This window comes from Pseudomonas morbosilactucae (genome assembly GCF_023241715.1).
GTDB classification, from domain to species: Bacteria; Pseudomonadota; Gammaproteobacteria; order Pseudomonadales; family Pseudomonadaceae; genus Aquipseudomonas; species Aquipseudomonas morbosilactucae.
Genome location: NZ_JALQCW010000028.1, coordinates 20,029 through 38,499, shown reverse-complemented (window position 1 = coordinate 38,499; position 18,471 = coordinate 20,029). Strand labels below are relative to the sequence as shown.

General features: G+C 64.0%; 16 protein-coding genes and 1 pseudogene. 11 read left to right on the top strand and 6 right to left on the bottom strand.

Translation table 11 applies throughout. From position 1 onward, the window contains the following. Positions 1-23: 23 nt before the first annotated feature. From M1B34_RS12695 to M1B34_RS12675, 5 genes and pseudogenes are all read left to right on the top strand, one after another. Positions 24-1,379, top strand: coding sequence for a M16 family metallopeptidase (locus M1B34_RS12695; RefSeq protein ID WP_268265320.1), 1,356 nt, complete (start codon positions 24-26; stop codon positions 1,377-1,379). Next, positions 1,372-2,861: pseudogene (locus M1B34_RS12690) on the top strand (M16 family metallopeptidase). The gene M1B34_RS12695 and the pseudogene M1B34_RS12690 overlap by 8 nt, the downstream one beginning before the upstream one ends. Then, positions 2,861-3,481 (top strand): 16S rRNA (guanine(966)-N(2))-methyltransferase RsmD, encoded by a 621-nt coding sequence (rsmD, locus tag M1B34_RS12685; protein ID WP_123327648.1) that lies wholly within the window; start codon positions 2,861-2,863, stop codon positions 3,479-3,481. The pseudogene M1B34_RS12690 and the gene rsmD overlap by 1 nt, the downstream one beginning before the upstream one ends. 58 nt (positions 3,482-3,539) lie before the next feature. After that, the gene (locus tag M1B34_RS12680; protein ID WP_268265319.1) at positions 3,540-4,541 is read left to right on the top strand and encodes a hydrolase; all 1,002 of its coding nucleotides are present in this window, start codon (positions 3,540-3,542) and stop codon (positions 4,539-4,541) included. Positions 4,542-4,544: 3 nt separating this feature from the next. Beyond that, positions 4,545-5,372, top strand: a complete 828-nt coding sequence (locus M1B34_RS12675; RefSeq protein ID WP_123327650.1) for an AraC family transcriptional regulator — start codon at positions 4,545-4,547, stop codon at positions 5,370-5,372. Positions 5,373-5,407: 35 nt separating this feature from the next. Here the strand turns inward: M1B34_RS12675 and M1B34_RS12670 are convergent, their stop codons facing one another. Both M1B34_RS12670 and M1B34_RS12665 read right to left on the bottom strand, forming a co-directional pair. After that, entirely contained in the window at positions 5,408-6,262 is an 855-nt protein-coding gene (locus tag M1B34_RS12670; RefSeq protein WP_268265318.1) for a sulfurtransferase, read from the bottom strand. Positions 6,263-6,295: 33 nt separating this feature from the next. Further along, positions 6,296-6,967 (bottom strand): TetR/AcrR family transcriptional regulator, encoded by a 672-nt coding sequence (locus tag M1B34_RS12665; protein ID WP_268262717.1) that lies wholly within the window; start codon positions 6,965-6,967, stop codon positions 6,296-6,298. Positions 6,968-7,114: 147 nt separating this feature from the next. Here M1B34_RS12665 and M1B34_RS12660 point away from each other — a divergent pair, with 147 nt between their 5' ends. The 5 genes from M1B34_RS12660 to M1B34_RS12640 all read left to right on the top strand — a co-directional run bounded on the left by M1B34_RS12660 (position 7,115) and on the right by M1B34_RS12640 (position 11,725). Next, positions 7,115-8,545: a coniferyl aldehyde dehydrogenase gene (locus M1B34_RS12660; protein WP_123327653.1), complete on the top strand. Its 1,431-nt coding sequence runs from the start codon at positions 7,115-7,117 to the stop codon at positions 8,543-8,545. 41 nt (positions 8,546-8,586) lie between these two features. Next, positions 8,587-9,132 carry a twin-arginine translocation pathway signal protein gene (locus M1B34_RS12655; protein ID WP_268265317.1) on the top strand — a complete coding sequence of 182 codons (546 nt, stop codon included), beginning with the start codon at positions 8,587-8,589 and terminating at the stop codon, positions 9,130-9,132. A 45-nt stretch (positions 9,133-9,177) separates the two neighbouring features. Continuing rightward, entirely contained in the window at positions 9,178-10,773 is a 1,596-nt protein-coding gene (locus M1B34_RS12650) for a GMC family oxidoreductase (RefSeq protein ID WP_268265316.1), read from the top strand. A 114-nt stretch (positions 10,774-10,887) separates the two neighbouring features. Next, positions 10,888-11,367: a pantetheine-phosphate adenylyltransferase gene (gene coaD / locus M1B34_RS12645; RefSeq protein ID WP_123327656.1), complete on the top strand. Its 480-nt coding sequence runs from the start codon at positions 10,888-10,890 to the stop codon at positions 11,365-11,367. Between the two features lie 106 nt (positions 11,368-11,473). Next, positions 11,474-11,725, top strand: a complete 252-nt coding sequence (locus tag M1B34_RS12640) for a YfhL family 4Fe-4S dicluster ferredoxin (RefSeq protein WP_123327657.1) — start codon at positions 11,474-11,476, stop codon at positions 11,723-11,725. Positions 11,726-11,816: 91 nt separating this feature from the next. On the opposite strand, the gene mutM is transcribed toward M1B34_RS12640, so the two are convergent. Then, complete coding sequence (gene mutM / locus M1B34_RS12635; protein WP_268262715.1) at positions 11,817-12,629, bottom strand: bifunctional DNA-formamidopyrimidine glycosylase/DNA-(apurinic or apyrimidinic site) lyase; 813 nt, start codon at positions 12,627-12,629, stop codon at positions 11,817-11,819. A gap of 33 nt (positions 12,630-12,662) precedes the next feature. Next, on the bottom strand, positions 12,663-13,475 hold the full coding sequence (locus tag M1B34_RS12630; RefSeq protein ID WP_185039041.1) for an HDOD domain-containing protein: 813 nt from the start codon (positions 13,473-13,475) through the stop codon (positions 12,663-12,665). A 217-nt stretch (positions 13,476-13,692) separates the two neighbouring features. Here M1B34_RS12630 and M1B34_RS12625 point away from each other — a divergent pair, with 217 nt between their 5' ends. Continuing rightward, positions 13,693-14,889: a class I SAM-dependent rRNA methyltransferase gene (locus M1B34_RS12625; RefSeq protein ID WP_123327660.1), complete on the top strand. Its 1,197-nt coding sequence runs from the start codon at positions 13,693-13,695 to the stop codon at positions 14,887-14,889. Positions 14,890-14,945: 56 nt separating this feature from the next. Here M1B34_RS12625 and M1B34_RS12620 read toward each other — a convergent pair whose 3' ends face one another. Both M1B34_RS12620 and M1B34_RS12615 read right to left on the bottom strand, forming a co-directional pair. Beyond that, on the bottom strand, positions 14,946-16,622 hold the full coding sequence (locus M1B34_RS12620) for a DUF4153 domain-containing protein (protein ID WP_268265315.1): 1,677 nt from the start codon (positions 16,620-16,622) through the stop codon (positions 14,946-14,948). A gap of 133 nt (positions 16,623-16,755) precedes the next feature. Next, the gene (locus M1B34_RS12615; protein ID WP_268265314.1) at positions 16,756-18,468 is read right to left on the bottom strand and encodes a DUF4153 domain-containing protein; all 1,713 of its coding nucleotides are present in this window, start codon (positions 18,466-18,468) and stop codon (positions 16,756-16,758) included. Between the last annotated feature and the right edge of the window lie 3 nt (positions 18,469-18,471).

Here is an 18,471-nt window from a genome sequence, read left to right as displayed (position 1 = left end):
CAGCCCAACAGGTTTAAAAACGAATGAATGCTCTAGCCCGCCGCGCTGCAGGCCTGCTGCTCAGCACAGTTTGTCTGCCCCTTTCAGCTTTGGCTGCCGCCCCCCAACCCACGCATGAATTCACCCTGGATAACGGCCTCAAAGTGGTCGTGCGCGAAGACCATCGCGCGCCGGTTGTGGTCTCCCAGGTCTGGTACAAGGTCGGCTCCAGCTACGAAACCCCGGGCCAGACTGGTTTGTCCCATGCCCTGGAACACATGATGTTCAAAGGCAGCGAAAAGGTCGGCCCCGGCGAAGCCTCGCTGATCCTGCGGGACCTGGGCGCCGAAGAAAACGCCTTCACCAGCGACGATTTCACCGCCTACTACCAAGTACTGGCCCGCGACCGCCTGGGCGTCGCCTTCGAGCTGGAAGCCGATCGCATGGCCAGCTTGCGCCTGCCGGCCGACGAGTTCGCCCGCGAAATCGAAGTCATCAAGGAAGAACGTCGCCTGCGCACCGATGACAAGCCGATGTCCAAGGCCTACGAGCGCTTCAAGGCCATGGCTTACCCGGCCAGCGGCTACCACACGCCGACCATCGGCTGGATGGCCGACCTCAATCGCATGAAAGTCGAGGAGCTGCGCCACTGGTACCAGTCCTGGTACGTGCCGAACAACGCCACCCTGGTGGTGGTCGGCGACGTCACCCCGGACGAGGTGAAAACCCTGGCCCAGCGTTACTTCGGCCCGATTCCCAAGCGTGATGTGCCCGCTGCGAAGATCCCCATGGAACTGGCCGAACCCGGCGAGCGCCAGATCACCCTGCACGTGAAAACCCAACTGCCGAGCCTGATGCTGGCCTTCAACGTGCCAAGCATCGCCACCGCCGAAGACAAGCGCTCGGTCAACGCCCTGCGCCTGGCCTCGGCTCTGCTCGACGGCGGCTACAGCGCGCGCATTCCGACCCAACTGGAGCGCGGCGAAGAGCTGCTGTCCGGCGGTTCCACACGCTATGACACCTACACCCGGGGCGACAGCCTGTTCATGCTCTCGGCCACCCCCAACAGCCAGAAGAAAAAAACCATCGCCCAGGCAGAAGCCGGCCTGTGGCGCATGCTGGAGCAGTTGAAAACCACCCCGCCGAGCGCCGAGGAGCTGGAACGCGTGCGCGCCCAGGTCATCGCCGGCCTGGTTTTCGAACGTGACTCCATCACCAGCCAGGCCAGCTCCATCGGCCAACTGGAAACCGTCGGCCTGTCCTGGAAGCTGATGGACACCGAACTGGCAGAACTGCAGAGCGTGACCCCGGAAGACATCCAGAAAGCTGCCCGGACCTATTTCACCCGCGAACGCCTGAGCGTGGCCCATGTATTGCCTGAGGAGTCCGCTCATGAATAAGCGCAAGACTGCATCCCCGATCCTGCTCGGCCTGGCGCTGCTGGCCCTGATCATTGCCGCCGGCCTGTACCTGTTGCGCTCCAGCGAGTCCAAGGCCAGCCAGGCCCTGGACCAGGCCAAGAGCAGCCAGAAGCTGCAATCCCTGGCCGAACTGGACGGCAAGGCGCCCAGCCATCGCAACCTGAATGTGCAGACCTGGAACACCGCCGAAGGCGCCAAGGTGCTGTTCGTCGAAGCCCGCGAACTGCCGATGTTCGACCTGCGCCTGATCTTCTCCGCCGGCAGCAGCCAGGATGGCAACGCCCAGGGCCTGGCCCTGCTGACCAACGCCATGCTCAACGAAGGTGTGGCCGGCAAAGACGTCGGCGCCATCGCCCAGGGCTTTGAAGGCCTGGGCGCGGACTTCGGCAACGGTGCCTATAAAGACATGGCCGTGGCCTCCCTGCGCAGCTTGAGCGCGGTGGATAAGCGCGAGCCGGCCCTGAAGCTGTTCGCCGAAGTCGTGGGCAAACCGACCTTCCCTGCCGACTCCCTGGCGCGGATCAAGAACCAGATGCTCGCCGGTTTCGAATACCAGAAGCAGAACCCCGGCAAGCTGGCCAGCCTGGAGCTGATGAAGCGCCTGTACGGCGATCACCCTTACGCCCATGCCAGCGATGGCACCGCGAAAAGTGTTCCGGGCATCAGCCTCGACCAACTGCGTGCATTCCACGCCAAGGCCTACGCCGCTGGCAACGTGGTGATCGCCCTGGTTGGCGACCTGTCCCGCAGCGACGCTGAAGCCGTCGCCGCCCAGGTATCGGCTGCCCTGCCCAAGGGCCCGGCCCTGGCGAAGATCGCCCAGCCCAGCGAACCCAAGGCGAGCATCGGTCATATCGAGTTCCCATCCAGCCAGACCAGCCTGATGCTGGCGCAACTGGGCATCGACCGTGACGACCCGGACTACGCGGCCGTGTCCCTGGGTAACCAGATCCTCGGCGGCGGTGGCTTCGGCACCCGCCTGATGAGCGAAGTCCGGGAAAAACGCGGCCTGACCTACGGCGTCTACTCGGGCTTCACCCCGATGCAGGCCCGCGGCCCGTTCATGATCAACCTGCAAACCCGCGCCGAGATGAGCGAAGGCACCCTGAAACTGGTGCAGGACGTCCTCGCCGACTACCTCAAGACCGGCCCGACCCAGAAAGAACTGGACGACGCCAAGCGCGAACTGGCCGGCAGCTTCCCGCTGTCCACCGCCAGCAACGCCGACATCGTCGGGCAACTGGGCGCCATGGGCTTCTACAACCTGCCGCTGAGCTACCTCGAAGACTTCATGCGCCAATCCCAGGCGCTCACGGTGGAACAGGTCACGACCGCGCAGAACAAACACCTGAGCGTCGACAAGATGGTCATCGTCACGGCCGGCCCTACCGTTGCACAAAAGCCGTTGCCGGCCCCTACTGATAAACCCGCCGAGCAACGCTCGGGGTTCCGGAGCATTGATGGCCCGTTCACCGCATCCCAGCAAGAAACCCGTTCACAACCAGCACAACGGTGTGGGCAACCTGCGCATCATCGGCGGCGAATGGCGCAGCCGTAAGCTGAGCTTCCCCGACCTGCCGGGCCTGCGCCCCACCCCGGACCGGGTGCGGGAAACCCTGTTCAACTGGCTGGCGCCTTATGTAGCCGGGGCCAAGATCATCGATCTGTTCGCCGGCAGCGGCGCGGTGTTCCTTGAAGCCCTGTCCCGCGGCGCCGCCTCGGGCCTGGCCCTGGACAGCAGCAACGTCGCGATCTCCAGCCTGCGCGAGCACCTGGGCACCCTGCGTTGCACCGTGGGCCAGGCGCAGACCGCCGACGCCCTGCGCTACCTGGAAAGCCAGCCGGCAACACCGTTCGACCTGGCCTTCCTCGACCCGCCGTTCAACCAGAACCTGCTGCCTGCCGCCTGCGCCCTGCTGGAAGAGCGTGGCTGGCTGGCTGACAACGCCTGGATTTATACCGAAAGCGAAACCGCGCCCTCTACCCTGGGCCTGCCCGGGACCTGGCGCCTGCATCGTGAGCAAAAATCCGGGCAGGTGTATTACGCGTTGTGGCAACGTATGGCAGACACCGCCGGTTAACCCATCGGCCTGAAACATGTGCGCAGCCTGCTGCGCACCGCTGCCCTTGAGAATCACCGTGCCCCTATCGCCTGCCGCCCCCTTCTCTCCTGCCTTCGGCCTCGGCAACCCGCACCTGCAGACCCTGTGGGGCCCGTTGTGGCGCAAAACCACGCACCTGGAACGCCCGCGTGAGCGCCTGTGGCTCGAAGACGGCGATTTTCTCGACCTGGACTGGCACGGCCCGCATACGGCGGACGCGCCCTTGGTGCTGGTGCTGCATGGCCTGACCGGCTCGTCCAACTCGCCGTACGTGGCGGGCCTGCAAAAAGCCCTGGCGACTCGAGGCTGGGCCAGTGCGGCACTGAATTGGCGCGGCTGCTCCGGCGAGCCCAACCTGTTGCCCCGCAGCTATCACTCCGGCGCCAGCGAAGACCTGGCCGCCGCCATCGATCACCTGCGGGCCCAACGGCCACTGGCGCCGTTGTACGCCGTGGGCTACTCCCTGGGCGGCAATGTGCTGCTCAAGTACCTGGGGGAACGGGCCGCCGACAGCCCGCTGCGGGGTGCAGTGGCGGTGTCGGTGCCGTTTCGCCTGGACCAGTGCGCGGACCGTATCGGCCAGGGGTTCTCCAAGGTCTACCAAGCGCACTTCATGCGCCAGATGCTGGCCTATATCAGGGACAAGCAACGCCGCTTCCAGCACGACGGGCGCCATGAGGGCCTGGCCACCCTGGCCAACCTCGGCTCCCTGGAGAAGATGCGTACCTTCTGGGATTTCGACGGCCGGGTCACCGCACCGCTGCACGGCTTTACCGACGCCACGGATTACTACCGCCGCGCGTCCAGCCGTTATTTCCTCGGGCAGATCCACAGCCCGACCCTGATCATCCAGGCAGCGGACGATCCCTTTGTCTTCCCCCACAGCCTGCCGCTGGCCGAGGAATTGTCGCCCAGCACTGAGTTCGAGTTGCAGACCAAGGGCGGACACGTGGGCTTTGTCGAGGGCTCGCTGCAACACCCCGGTTACTACCTGGAGCGGCGGATTCCAGAGTGGCTGGCCGGCCTGGAGCGGCACTGACCCATGGACGGCACTCAGGGCGAATCCATCCGGTTCTGGCAAAGCGCACCGCTGGCGGGGGTCGAATTGCTGTCAGCGCGCTACATCGAGCAGCGCTTCGTGCCCCACGTTCACGATGGTTTCGTGATCGGCATGATCATGGCCGGCGCCCAACGCTACCGTTATCGCGGCGCGGAACACTTGGCGGGCAGCGGCACCCTGGTGCTGATCAACCCGGACGAATTGCACACCGGCGCCAAAGGCACCGAGAACGGCTGGCTGTACCGGGCGTTTTACCCGGATAACCAGCAGATCGTGACCCTGCTCGACGAGCTGGAACTGCCCAGCGACCCGCTGCCGGCCTTCGGCGCCACCCTGTACCGCGACCCGGACCTGGTCAGCGGGTTCTGCCGCCTGCACCACCTGCTGGAAAGCCCGGCCACTGCCCTGCAGCAGCAAACCCTGTGGCGGGAAATGATGCTTCAGCTGTTGCAGCGTCATGCCGGGGTCAACAGCCCGCGGCAACCGGGGCAGGAACACCGGGCCATCGTCCAGGCCAAAGAGTTGTTGCGCGCCCAATTGGCGGCCCCGCCGTCCCTGGAAGAGCTGGGCGCAGCGGTAAATCTGTCGCCCTTTCACTTCGCCCGGGTGTTTCGCCGCGCCACCGGGGTTCCACCCCATACCTGGCTGATGCAGCAACGGATCGCCAAAGCCCGGGCACTGTTACGCGACGGCTGCCTGCCGCTGGAAGTGGCAACTCAATTGGGCTTCGCCGACCAGAGTCACCTCAGCCGGCAGTTCAAGCAGGTGTATGGCGTGGCGCCAGCGGCCTATCGCGCCGCCGTGCTCTAGGAACCGGCGGCCCTTGGCGCCGCGCCATCATGGGTTCAGTCACCGGTGGCGATGGCTCGCTGGGGGTCGGTGATCCACTCGCTCCAAGAACCCGCGTACAGCTGCGCCAAGGGGTAACCCGCCAGGCACAGGGCAAACAGGTTGTGGCAGGCGGTCACGCCCGAGCCGCAATAGGCCACCAGCCCGTCCACCGAACGATTGCCCAACTGGGCGGCGAAGCGCTGCTTGAGCTGCTCCGCCGGTAGGAAGCGCCCGTCGCTGCCCAGGTTGTCGCTGAAGGCTGCACATTGGGCACCGGGAATATGCCCGGCCACGGGGTCGATCGGCTCGACTTCACCGCGAAAACGCGGCAAGGCACGGGCATCGAGCAAGGTCAGCTCCGGCTGGCCCAGGCGCTGCTGCAGTTGTTCGGCGCTGAGCAGCAAGCGGTTGTCGGGCTGGCCGACAAAGCTGCCGGGCACACTGGACGGGGCATCCAGGCTCAGGGGCAAGCCGGCGCCGTGCCACGCCTTGAGGCCGCCATCGAGGATAAACACGCCATCGCGCTTGCCCAGCCAGGCCAGCAACCACCAGGCCCGTGCGGCAAAGGCGCCGGGACCGTCGTCATACAGCACGATGTCGCTGTTCGCCTCGATGCCCCAGGCCCGCAGGCGCGCCAGCAATGGCTCCGCCTGGGGCAACGGGTGGCGCCCGGTCAGGCCCTTGCTCACCGGCCCGCTGAGGTCACGCTCCAGGTCGGCAAAATGCGCCCCGGCAATATGCCCTTCGCTATAGCTGCGCTGCCCGTAGTCGGGGTCCTCCAGGGCAAAGCGGCAGTCCAGAATCACCAGGCCGGGCTGCTCTTTCCTCTGGTCCAGGGCAAGCGGGCTGATCAGTTGCGCAATGGGCATAGCGGGCTCCTGTGAATGGGTCAGGGATTGATCCTACTGCACTTCTTCCAGCGCCTGGGCCAGGGGCACATAAAACTCCTCGAACAGACGCTTGACCGCCTCCCGGGCCTGCTCGGTGACAAACCCGGCCTCCAGCACCAGCACTTGGTAAACCCCACGCTTCATCGCTTGTTCACTGAGGTGGGCGGAGTTTTCCCGGGTGGTGCACAGAAAGCGCACCCAGGACGTGAGGATGATCCAGGCATTGAGGGTCAGGGCTTCGATCTGCACCTTGTCCATGGCCAGGATATCGGCCTCGACGAACCGCTCGTAGATGGCCGCGCCCTGGACCAGGCAGCGCTGGGAGAAGCGTTGATAACGCGCCGCCAGCTCGGGGTCGCTGTCGAGCAGGTGCTCCAGGTCACGGTGCAAGAAACGGTATCGCCACATGCCGACCAGCAGCGCCTGCAGGTAATGGCGCTTGTCTTCCACAGTCACCGGACGCTCCTGGGGCGGGCGCAGGAAGCTGTCCACTAGGGTTTCGTACTCCTGGAACAGCACGGCGATGATCGCCTGCTTATTGGGGAAGTGGTAGTACAGGTTGCCCGGGGAGATCGCCATATGCGCCGCAATATGGTTGGTGCTGACAGTGCGTTCGCCCAACTGATTGAACAGCTCGAGGCTGTTCTGGACGATGCGTTCGCGAGTTTTGATCCGTGGGGCCATGGGCTTGAGCTTTACTCACTGAAAAGGCTGGTCGGCATCTTACGACCTATCCTCGACCGGATAAATCGCAGACCGTCTGGAGTAGAATTTGACAAATTAGAGTATAAACTCTAAAAACTAGCCACCCCCAAATCACTGGAGCCGTCCATGCCTGCCGAAATCGCTTACCTACAGGATTCCCATCAGCACCCGGACGCGCTCGACACGCTGTTTGCCGCCCAGCGCCAAGCCTACGCGGCCAACCCCATGCCCCCTGCGGCGCAACGCCAGCAGTGGCTCAAAAGCCTCTCGACCCTGCTCAGCAACGAACGCCAGGCGCTGATCGACGCCATCAGCCAGGACTTCAGCAACCGCAGCGCCGATGAAACCCTGCTTGCCGAACTGATGCCCAGCCTGCACGGCATCCACTACGCCAACAAACACCTCAAGGGCTGGATGAAAGCCTCGCGGCGCAAGGTCGGCCTGGCGTTTCAGCCCGCCTCGGCCAAGGTCATCTACCAACCGTTGGGGGTGGTTGGGGTCATCGTGCCGTGGAACTACCCGCTGTACCTGGCCATTGGCCCGCTGGTGGGCGCGCTGGCCGCCGGCAACCGGGTGATGCTCAAGCTCAGCGAGTCGACCCCGGCCACCGGCCAGTTGCTCAAGAGCCTGCTGGCGCGGATCTTTCCCGAAGACCTGGTGTGCGTGGTGCTGGGCGAGGCGGAAGTGGGCATGGCCTTTTCCAGGCTGCGCTTTGATCACCTGCTGTTCACCGGTGCCACCAGCATCGGCAAACACGTGATGCGTGCCGCCGCCGAGAACCTGACCCCGGTGACCCTGGAACTGGGCGGCAAGTCCCCGGCCATCGTCTCCAGCGACGTGCCCCTCAAGGACGCCGCCGAGCGCATCGCCTTCGGCAAGACCCTCAACGCCGGGCAGACCTGCGTGGCCCCCGACTACGTGCTGGTGCCGGAAGACCGCATCGGCGCCTTCGTCGAGGCCTACCGCAAGGCCGTGCGCGGCTTCTATCCCAAGCTCCAGGACAACCCGGACTACACCGCGATCATCAACCCCCGGCAACTGGCCCGGCTCAACAGCTACCTCAGCGACGCCACCGGCAAGGGCGCGTTGCTGATGCCGATCTTCGAGCAGAACCAGGAGCGGCGCATGGGCCACAGCCTGCTGCTCAACGTCAGCGACGACATGACGGTGATGCAGGACGAAATCTTCGGCCCGATCCTGCCCGTGGTGCCCTACAAGACCCTGGACCAGGCCTTTGCCTACATCAACCAGCGCCCAAGGCCCCTGGCGCTGTATTACTTCGGCTATGACAAGGGCGAGCAGAACCGGGTGCTCAACGAGACCCACTCCGGCGGCGTCTGTCTCAACGACACCTTGCTGCACGTGGCCCAGGACGACCTGCCCTTCGGCGGCATTGGCCAGTCCGGCATGGGCCACTACCACGGCCATGAAGGCTTCTTGACCTTCAGCAAGGCCAAGGGCGTGCTGACCAAGCAACGCTTGAATGCGGCGCGCCTGATTTACCCGCCTTACGGCAACGCCATCCAGAAACTGATCCAGAAGCTGTTCATTCGTTGACCAGCACCTCGCCGGGTAATAACCATCGGGTAATAACAACAATGACCCCAAGCCTGTCTGAATCACCCGCGCTGTCACGGCGCGGCCTGCTGAAAATCGGCCTCTGCGCCAGTGCCTTCCTCGCCACGGCTGGTCTCGGTGCCAGCCTCAGCGGCTGTTCCGCCAGCACCCCAGCCAGCGGCTTCGCCAACCTGCGCAGTGGCGACCTGCCATTTCTGCGGGCGCTGGTCCCGGTGATGCTCGACGGTGCAGTCACGGCCACGGCAATGCCGGCGGCCATCGAAGGCACCCTCAAATGCCTGGACAACGCCCTGGATCACCTGTCGCCAGAGATGCTCAAGCTCACCCGCCAACTGTTCGACGTACTGGGCATGGCCGTGACGCGCGGGCCCCTGACCGGCATCTGGGGCCGTTGGGAAAACGCCAGCGCCGAGGACATCCGGCGCTTTCTCCAGCGCTGGGAAAACAGCGCCTTGTCCCTGCTGCGCATGGGCCACGCCTCGCTGCTGCAACTGGTGATGATGGCCTGGTACAGCCGCGCCGAATCCTGGGCCCATTGCGGTTATCCAGGCCCGCCCACGGTCTGACCCGCGCCATGGCTGCGACACCACAATAAAAAGAGAGCGCCCGATATGCCCGTCCCTGATCTGTTCCGCGAAGGCCTGGCCCGCGGCTGGAAAACCTACAACGCCTCACAACTCGAACAGGACCTGACCCTGGAAGCCGACGTCGCCATCATCGGCAGCGGCGCCGGCGGCGGGACCACCGCGGAAATCCTCAGCGCCGCCGGCTACAAGGTGCTGTTGATTGAGGAAGGCCCGCTGAAAACCAGCAGCGATTTCAAGATGCTCGAAGACCAGGCCTACACCAGCCTTTATCAGGAAGGCATCGGGCGCATGAGCAAGGACGGCGCCATCACCATCCTCCAGGGCCGCGCCGTGGGCGGCACCACGTTGATCAACTGGACATCGAGCTTTCGCACCCCGGACCCGACCCTGGAGCATTGGGCCGCGGAGCACGACGTGAAAGGCCACAGCAGCAGCGAAATGGCGCCCTGGTTCGAGAAGATGGAGCAACGTCTCGGCGTCGCCCCCTGGATGATTCCTCCCAACGCCAACAACGACGTGGTCCGCAAAGGCTGCGAACAGCTCGGCTACAGCTGGCACGTGATCCCGCGCAACGTGCGCGGCTGCTGGAACCTGGGTTATTGCGGCCTGGGCTGCCCGACCAATGCCAAGCAATCCATGCTGGTGACCACCATCCCGGCCACCCTGGAGCACGGCGGCGAGTTGCTGTACCTGGCGCGGGCGGAGCGCCTGCAGATCAAGGATGACAAGGTCAGCGGCCTGGAATGCATGGCCATGGACTCACGCTGCGTGGCCCCCACCGCGCGCCGTATCACAGTCAAAGCCAGGCACTACGTGCTGTCCGGCGGCGGCATCAACAGCCCGGCCCTGCTATTGCGCTCCGACGCACCCGACCCTCACTCGCGCCTGGGCAAGCGGACCTTCCTGCATTTGGTGAACTTCTCCGCCGGGCAGTTCGATGAGGTGATCAACCCGTTCTACGGCGCGCCGCAGTCGATCTACTCCGACCACTTCCAATGGCTGGACGGCACCACCGGAAAAATGTCCTACAAGCTCGAAGTACCACCCCTGCAACCGGCCCTGGCCAGCACCTTGTTGGGCGGCTTCGGCCCCCAGAGCGCCCTGAGAATGGAACAACTGCCCCACACCCACGCCATGCTGGCGCTGCTGCGGGACGGCTTTCACCCCGACAGCATCGGCGGTAGCGTCGAATTGCGCAGCGACAACACCCCGGTGCTCGACTACCCGGTGTCGCCCTACACCTGGGACGGCCTGCGCCGGGCCTTCCACAGCATGGCGCAGATCCAGTTCGCCGGCGGCGCCAAGGCAGTGATGCCGCTGCACAGCGACGCACACTTCGTCAAAACCCTGGCCGAGGCCAAAAGCATGATCGACGGCCTGAGCCTGGAGCTGTACCGCACCCGCCTGGGCAGCGCCCACGTCATGGGCGGTTGCGCCATGGGCGAAAACCCGAAAAATGCCGTCACCGACAGCCTGGGGCGCCACCACCAACTGCAGAACTTGTCGATTCACGATGGCTCGCTGTTTCCCACCAGCATCGGCGCCAACCCCCAGCTGTCGGTCTATGGGCTGACCGCGCAACTGGCCACGGCCTTGGCCGAACGCCTGAAAAATCCTTGAAAAGACGCTTATTCGTCGCGTCTATAGTGCTTTCTTCCGTAACAGGCGACTTGGCCGACCGGAAAGGCTGCGATACCATCCGACTCCCCAACGGACTCCCGCCAGGACGACGCGATGAACCGAGTGTTGTACCCAGGTACCTTCGACCCTATTACCAAGGGCCATGGCGATCTGGTCGAACGCGCCGCGCGCCTGTTCGACCACGTGATTATCGCTGTCGCCGCCAGCCCGAAGAAAAACCCTTTGTTCCCCCTGGAACAGCGGGTAGAGCTGGCCCGCGAGGTCACCAAACACCTGCCGAACGTTGAAGTCGTCGGTTTCTCCACCCTGTTGGCGCATTTCGCCAAAGAGCAGAACGCCAATGTGTTCCTGCGTGGGCTGCGGGCGGTGTCGGACTTCGAATACGAATTCCAGCTGGCCAATATGAACCGCCAACTGGCCCCAGACGTGGAAAGCCTGTTCCTCACCCCGTCGGAGCGTTATTCGTTCATTTCCTCGACCCTGGTCCGGGAAATTGCAGCCCTGGGCGGCGACATCAGCAAATTCGTCCACCCTGCCGTGGCGGACGCCCTGACCCTGCGCTTCAAGAAGTAAGCGGCACAGCCCATCGCGCCCGCGTGCACTGCGGGCGCCAATGCGGCACAATTGCGCCCATTGGTTTTTCAAATGCCCGGGCCTGCCGCCCTGGCCGGAGTGCCCCATGTCCCTGATCATCACCGACGATTGCATCAATTGCGACGTCTGCGAACCCGAGTGCCCGAACGCCGCCATTTCCCAGGGCGAAGAAATCTACGTCATCGACCCGAGCCTGTGCACCCAGTGCGTTGGCCACTACGACGAACCGCAGTGCCAGCAGGTATGCCCGGTGGATTGCATTCCGCTGGACGAAGCCCGTCCGGAAACCGAAGAAGAGTTGATGGCCAAATACCGGAAGATCACCGGTAAGGCTTGAGGCATTTGCCGTCTTTTAGAACATTTTCGCCGGCAAGCCGGCCCCTACAGACACCACCCTTTGTAGGAGCCGACGTGTCGGCGAAGCGTTTTCAGCTCTGGCAACGCGGGCAATAAACGCTGGCCCGCTGCCCCAGTTTGATCTCCCGCAGGCCTGTACCACAGACCTTGCAGTGCTCCCCGCCACGCCCGTAGACGAACAGTTCCTGCTGGAAGTAGCCCGGCTGGCCGTCGCCACCGATAAAGTCGCGCAAGGTGGTGCCGCCCCGCTCGATGGCCGCCGCCAGGATGCGCTTGATCTCGATCGCCAGCTTCAAGTACCGCGCCCGGGAAATGCCCTTAGCTTCGCGACGCGGGTCGATGCCAGCGGCGAACAGGGCCTCGGTCGCGTAGATATTGCCCACCCCGACCACCACTGCGTTGTCCATGATGAACGGCTTGACCGCCATGGAACGCCCTCGGGACAGCTGGTAGAGGCGTTCGCCATCGAACAGGTCCGTCAGCGGCTCCGGCCCCAGGCGCACCAGCAACTCGTGGTTGAGCGGGTCCAGGCTCCAGAGCATCGCGCCAAAGCGCCGGGGATCGGTGTAGCGCAGGGCCAGGCCCGACTCCAGTTCGATGTCCACATGCTCGTGCTTGGCCGCCGGCAGCCCGGCTTCCACCAGGCGCAGGTTGCCGGACATGCCCAGGTGGCTGATCAGGGTGCCGACCTCGGCCTGGATCAGCAGGTACTTGGCCCGCCGCTCCACCAGCACAATGCGCTGCCCGGACAGGCGCACATCCAGGTCTTCGGGGATCGGCCAGCGCAAGCGCCGGTCACGCACGATCACGCGGCTGACGCGCTGCCCCTCCAGGTGCGGCGCGATACCGCGCCGGGTGGTTTCGACTTCGGGTAATTCAGGCATGGGCCCCTCAGAGACTCGGCAAGCGGTAAAGAATCAGTGCGCGCCCAGTTCGCGCACGGTTTCCTTGAGGTTCTCGAAGTCGTAGTCCGACAGCCCGACATAATCCAGCACCAGCGGCCCGACAGCCTGCCACTCATGGTCCTCGGACTGGTTGCCCAGCACCCGGTAGGACGCACAGATGTGCTCGGCCATCTTGAGGATCGCCAGCAGGTTCTTCAGTTGGCTGTTGCGCGAGGACTCGTCGCTGAAGATCGCCAGGGCATTGTGGTGATTGGCGATGGCGTTGGTCACGTGCTCCGGCAGGCGCCAGGACTTGGCGGTGTAATAGCCGACCACCGCATGGTTGGTGTTGAACGCCCGGTTCTCGGTGTCCACCACGCGGTTCTGCGGCCCGGCGCTGCCGTAGGCTTCTTCCAGCACAGTCATGTAGTTGGGGAAGCGCTTGAGCATCAGCGGCACGCCACAATCGTGAAACAACCCTAAGGCGTAGGCTTCGTCGATGGCCTGGGAGCCGGTGCGCTTGGCCAGGGTCAGGCAAGTCATGGCGACGTCCTGGGCGGTGTCCCAGAAGCGGTTGAGGGTGACGATGGTCTCGTCGCTCATCTCGCCCTTGATCGACTGCGCGTTGATCAGGTTGATGATCGAGCGGCTGCCCAGCAAGTTCACCGCGCGCTGGATCGAGGCAATCTTGTTGCTCAAGCCGTAATACGGCGAGTTGACGATCTTCAACAAGGCGCCGGACAGGCCAGGGTCCTGGGAGATCAGCTTGGCGATCACCTCCAGGTCGGGGTCGGGCATGTACTGCTCCATCTGCAAATCCACCATGATCTGCGGTTGAGGCGGCACGCTGATACCTTGCAGGGCTTGCTGAATCTGCTCTTCGGAGAGTTCTTGGGACATAAGTACACACTCTGGAATAGGCGGCGATTCTAACCCCTAACGCGCAAAAGTGGCCCACATGGACAGGAACTTTACACAACCGCCCCACCACCACAGGTCCAGCCACCCACGCGCCTGATCGCTAACGGGTTATACTCGCGCCCTTTTTTCCCGGAGCGACGTCATGTCCCTGCCAAGCCTGCGCCTCAAAGCCAATGCCGATCGCCGCCTGCGCGCCGGTCACCTGTGGGTCTACAGCAACGAAATCGATGTAGCCGCCACCCCGCTCCACGGCTTCAAGGCAGGCGACCAGGCAGTCCTGGAAGCCGCCGGCGGCAAGCCGCTGGGGATCGTGGCCATGAGCCCGAACAACCTGATCTGCGCTCGCCTGCTGTCCCGCGATGCCAAGCTGGCCCTGGACAAATCGCTGCTGGTGCACCGCATCAACGTGGCCCTATCCCTGCGTGAGCGCCTGTTCGACAAGCCGTTCTACCGCCTGGTCTACGGTGACTCCGACCTGCTGCCGGGCCTGGTGGTGGACCGCTTCGGCGACATCCTGGTGGTGCAGCTCGCCTCCGCGACCATGGAAGCGCACAAGGACGACGTGATCGCCGCCCTGGTCCAGGTGCTCAAGCCCAGCGGCATCCTGTTCAAGAACGACTCCGCCGCGCGTGATGCCGAAGGCCTGGAGCGTTACGTGGAAACCGTATTCGGCCTGGTGCCGGAGTGGGTTGCCCTGGAAGAAAACGGCGTGAAGTTCGAAGCCCCGGTGATCCAGGGTCAGAAAACCGGCTGGTTCTACGACCACCGCATGAACCGCGCTCGCCTGGCGCCCTACGCCAAAGGCAAGCGCGTACTCGACCTGTACAGCTACATTGGCGGCTGGGGCGTGCAAGCGGCGGCGTTTGGCGCCAGTGAAGTGTTCTGCGTCGACGCATCCGCCTTCGCCCTCGACGGCGTCGAGCGCAACGCGGCGCTGAACGGCGTGGCCGAGAAGATGACCTGCATCGAAGGCGACGTGTTCGAAGCCCTGAAAGAACTCAAGGCCAGCGAAGAGCGTTTCGACGTGATCGTCGCCGACCCGCCCGCCTTCATCAAACGCAAGAAAGACATGAAGAACGGCGAAGGCGCCTACCGCCGCCTGAACGAGCAAGCCATGCGCCTGCTGAGCAAGGACGGCATCCTGGTCAGCGCTTCGTGCTCCATGCATTTGCCGGAAGACGACCTGCAGAACATCCTGCTGACCAGCGCCCGTCACCTGGACCGCAATATCCAGATGCTGGAACGCGGCGGCCAAGGCCCGGATCACCCGGTGCACCCGGCCATCCAGGAAACCCGCTATATCAAGAGCATCACCTGCCGCCTGCTGCCTAACAGCTGAGTGCAGCCCTGATGCAAAAATCCCGGCCATGTGCCGGGATTTTTTTGCTCGCCTGCTCAGTCGCGCAGGTTGTAGAGCCTCAAGTTCAACTCTACCCCGTCCACTTTCGGGACTTTGTAGCGCGGCGTCACCAAGGTGGCTGTGCCGCGACGGATCTGTTCGATCAGCAGCGGCGTATCCTGCAGGCCTTCCAGCTTGCCCGCTTCCTGCCACACACCGGGCTTTTGCTGCACAAACAGCGCCGCAGAGGACGCCCACTGGTTCTTGGAAATCAGCAAGACTTCGTCATGACCGTCGCTGTCCAGGTCCACCGCCCAGGCCACACAACCGCGCCGGCCGCACTGATTGTCGGCTCCCTGGGACTGGAGAATCTGCCCGCTGCCCTCCGGCTCCGGGCTCAACCATTCGACTTTGGGCTTTTCTTCTTCCTGCGCCCAACGCTGGGTCGTTGACTCCTGCATCCGTTCCGCCAGGCGCTGGCGGCCAGCCTCATCAAGCACCTGCCCCTCCTGCACACGCTTGAGCAGCGCCTCGAACTGCTCCTCGCCCGGCTGGCCCAGGTGGTAGCGCAGCAATCGGGCATCGAATTCCTCCACCGGCGTCAGGCCATTCACCACACGCTCGACCTGGCTGCGAGCACTGAACGCCAGCGGGTTCAGCAGCGGCGTGAACACCAGGATCAGCACCACAAAGCTCAACACCGCAATCCACGGGTTGCTGCGCCGCAGGCTGCCCAGCCAGACCGGCTGCCGGGCCAGCACCGCCCACAATGCCGCCAGGCTGTGCACCAGGGCCAGGATAACCAGGAGCATGGCCAGGAAACGCTGGGGCGTCAGGCCGTATTGATCAATACGCAACCACGTCGAATAGCCGCCCAGCAGCACCAGCAAGGGTTGGCAGAACAGACTGGCGTTGACCAGGAACTTCAGCGGCCGGGCGTAACCCGCATCCTGCTCGCCGTCCTGGAACACACCGTTGAGCAGAAACAGGTTGGCGGCCACCAAGCACAGCAGGATGGCCGTGGAATACCCGGTGTCCCAGATCGGCTGCAGGCCACTGAACACCAGGGCCAGGGTGAAGATCACGGCAATCAGCGCGCTGAGCGGCAACAGGTAACGGCACACCGTCAGCAGGATGCCCCGCAGCAGGCCGATGACCTTTTCGTTCTCCAGGCCCATGCGCATGCCCAGGGAGAAGAACAGCGGAACGCTGAATGACAGAAAGTAGCGTGAGGCGAACAGTTGGCTCAGTTGGGGCATGCCCAGGATCGAGAACAACTTGCCGCACAACCACAGCAACAGGAAGAAGGCCAAAGTCACCAGGCTGGCCAGCAACACGATAAAGGCGTTGTTCCAGGCGTGCCGGAACAGGTCCTGGTAACGCGGGCACAGGCCTTCGCGGGTCGGCCAGCTGAGAATAAAGGCCGTGCCGATGTACAGCAGCACCACCGATGCCAGGTGCCAGCGAGCCCATAACCAGCTGTAGTTTTCTGTCGCATACAACGACAGGCTGAACCCGGCCATCAGCAGGCTCAAGGCGATGACCAGGCACCAGGTGCCCCGTTGCCAGGCGGCCCGGCCAAGCAGTTGCAAGTTGACCCCGCCCACCACGGCCAAGGTGCAGCAGGCAAAGGCCAGTGCAGGCACGTCATGCATCTGGCCACTGACAAACAACAGCCCCTGGACCAGGGCGATGACCAGGTAAAACAACAGCGAGTGGTTCGGCGCAGGCATTGCAAATCCTTTTGTGGGAGCGTGCGAGGGCACGAAGTCTAGGGCCAATGGCCCGTGGTCGACCAGCACCGGCCCCACGCAAGGGGAGCCAGGTGCTTAAACCATCGACCGCCAGGGTGGCGGCCTCAATCCATTACTCGCGCAGCAACGGCGTGAGCAACATGTCGCTGGACTGCAATTGCTGATAACGCGGCTGGGTCACCTTGACCCGGCCTTTGCGAATGTCTTCGATCAGCACCTTCACGTCCATGACGCCGCGCATCTGGCCCCAAAGCAGCTCGCCGTTTTCCACCCAGAGGCCATCCTCGCGCCGGGCATAAATGCGCGACGAACTCTCGGTGTCGGCGGCTACCTCAAGGGCCAGGGCAACCACTTCGGCTTGCCCGTCCAAGTCCAGGTCCACCGCCCACAGGGCACAGCCATGGGTCTCGCACGGGGAACCGGATTCCAGGCTGAGCTCGACAAACTGCTCGCTGCCCGGCGGCTTGGGCCCCAGCCACTCCAGGGGCAATTGCCGCCGCCGTGCTTGCTCCTCGGTGTATTGCTCCTTATAACTCTGGGCCTCAACGCCGATCCGCCTGCGCAAGGCCTCACGCCCATCGGCGTCCAGGATGCGCCCCTGCTCAAGATCGGCCCGCAAGGCATCGAACGCCTGCTCGCCGGGCTTGCCCAGGTCAAACCGCAAGGCCCGGACATCGAAGGCTTCCGGCTTGAGGGCGCCCGACCGCAGGCGCCCAACTTGATCCTCGGCGCTCAGGCGCAGGGGATTGAGCAGCGGCGTATTCAGCGCCAGCAACAGGGCACAGCAAAGCACCGCCAACAACGGGTTACTGATGCGCAGGCTGTTGAGCCAGGGCTGGGAGCGCAACACCACCGCCCAGGCGGCCGCCAAGGCATAGGCGCCCACCACCAGCGTCAGCAGCACGCCCAGGAATCGTTGCGGGGACAAGCCATATTGCTCGACGCGCAACCAGCTGGAGTAAGTCGCCAACCCCGCCAGCAACGGCAGGCACAGCAGGCTCAGTTCAACCAGGCGCAACAACGGGCGCGGATAAGGCAGGGCTTGCCGACCGTCCTGGAACACACCATTGAGCAACAGCAGCACCGAACCCACCAGCACCAGCAGGATTGGCGTCGAATAGCCCGTGGCCCAGATCGGCTGCAGGCCACTGAACACCAACGCCAGGCTGAAAATCACGGTGATCAGCGCGCTGAGTGGCAACAAATAACGGCACACCGTCAGCAGGATGCCCCGCAGCAGGCCAATGACCTTTTCGTTTTCACGACCCATGCGCATGCCCAGGGAAAAAAACAGGGGCAGGCTGAAACAGAGGAAGTACGACGAGGTAAACAGATCGCCCAGCTGGGGCACGCCAAGAATGCTGAACAGACGCCCGCACAACCACAGCAGCAGGCTGAAAGCCAGGGTCACCAGCAGCGCCAGGAGCACGATGAACGCATTGTTCCAGGCGTGCCGGAACAGATCTTGATAGCGCGGGCGATGGCCCTCGCGAGTCGGCCAACTGAGGATAAACGCGGTGCCGATGTAGGTCAGCACCAGCCACATGAACGGCCAAAGGCTCCCCATCCAGCCGTAGGCATCGTGGATCATTACCCAGCCGGACAGCCCGGCCAGCAACAGGCTCAAGCCCACGACCAGAGCCCAGGTGCCACGCTGGCGCACGTCACTGCCGAGCAGTTGCAGGTTGATCCCGGCCACCACCGCCAGCGTGCCGACGAAGGTATAGAGTTCGATCCGGCGCAAGGACAGGCTAACGCTCAGCAGCGCCCCCTGGACCAGAGCGATGGCGATATAGAACAACAGGGAGCGATTCAGCACGGGCATTGC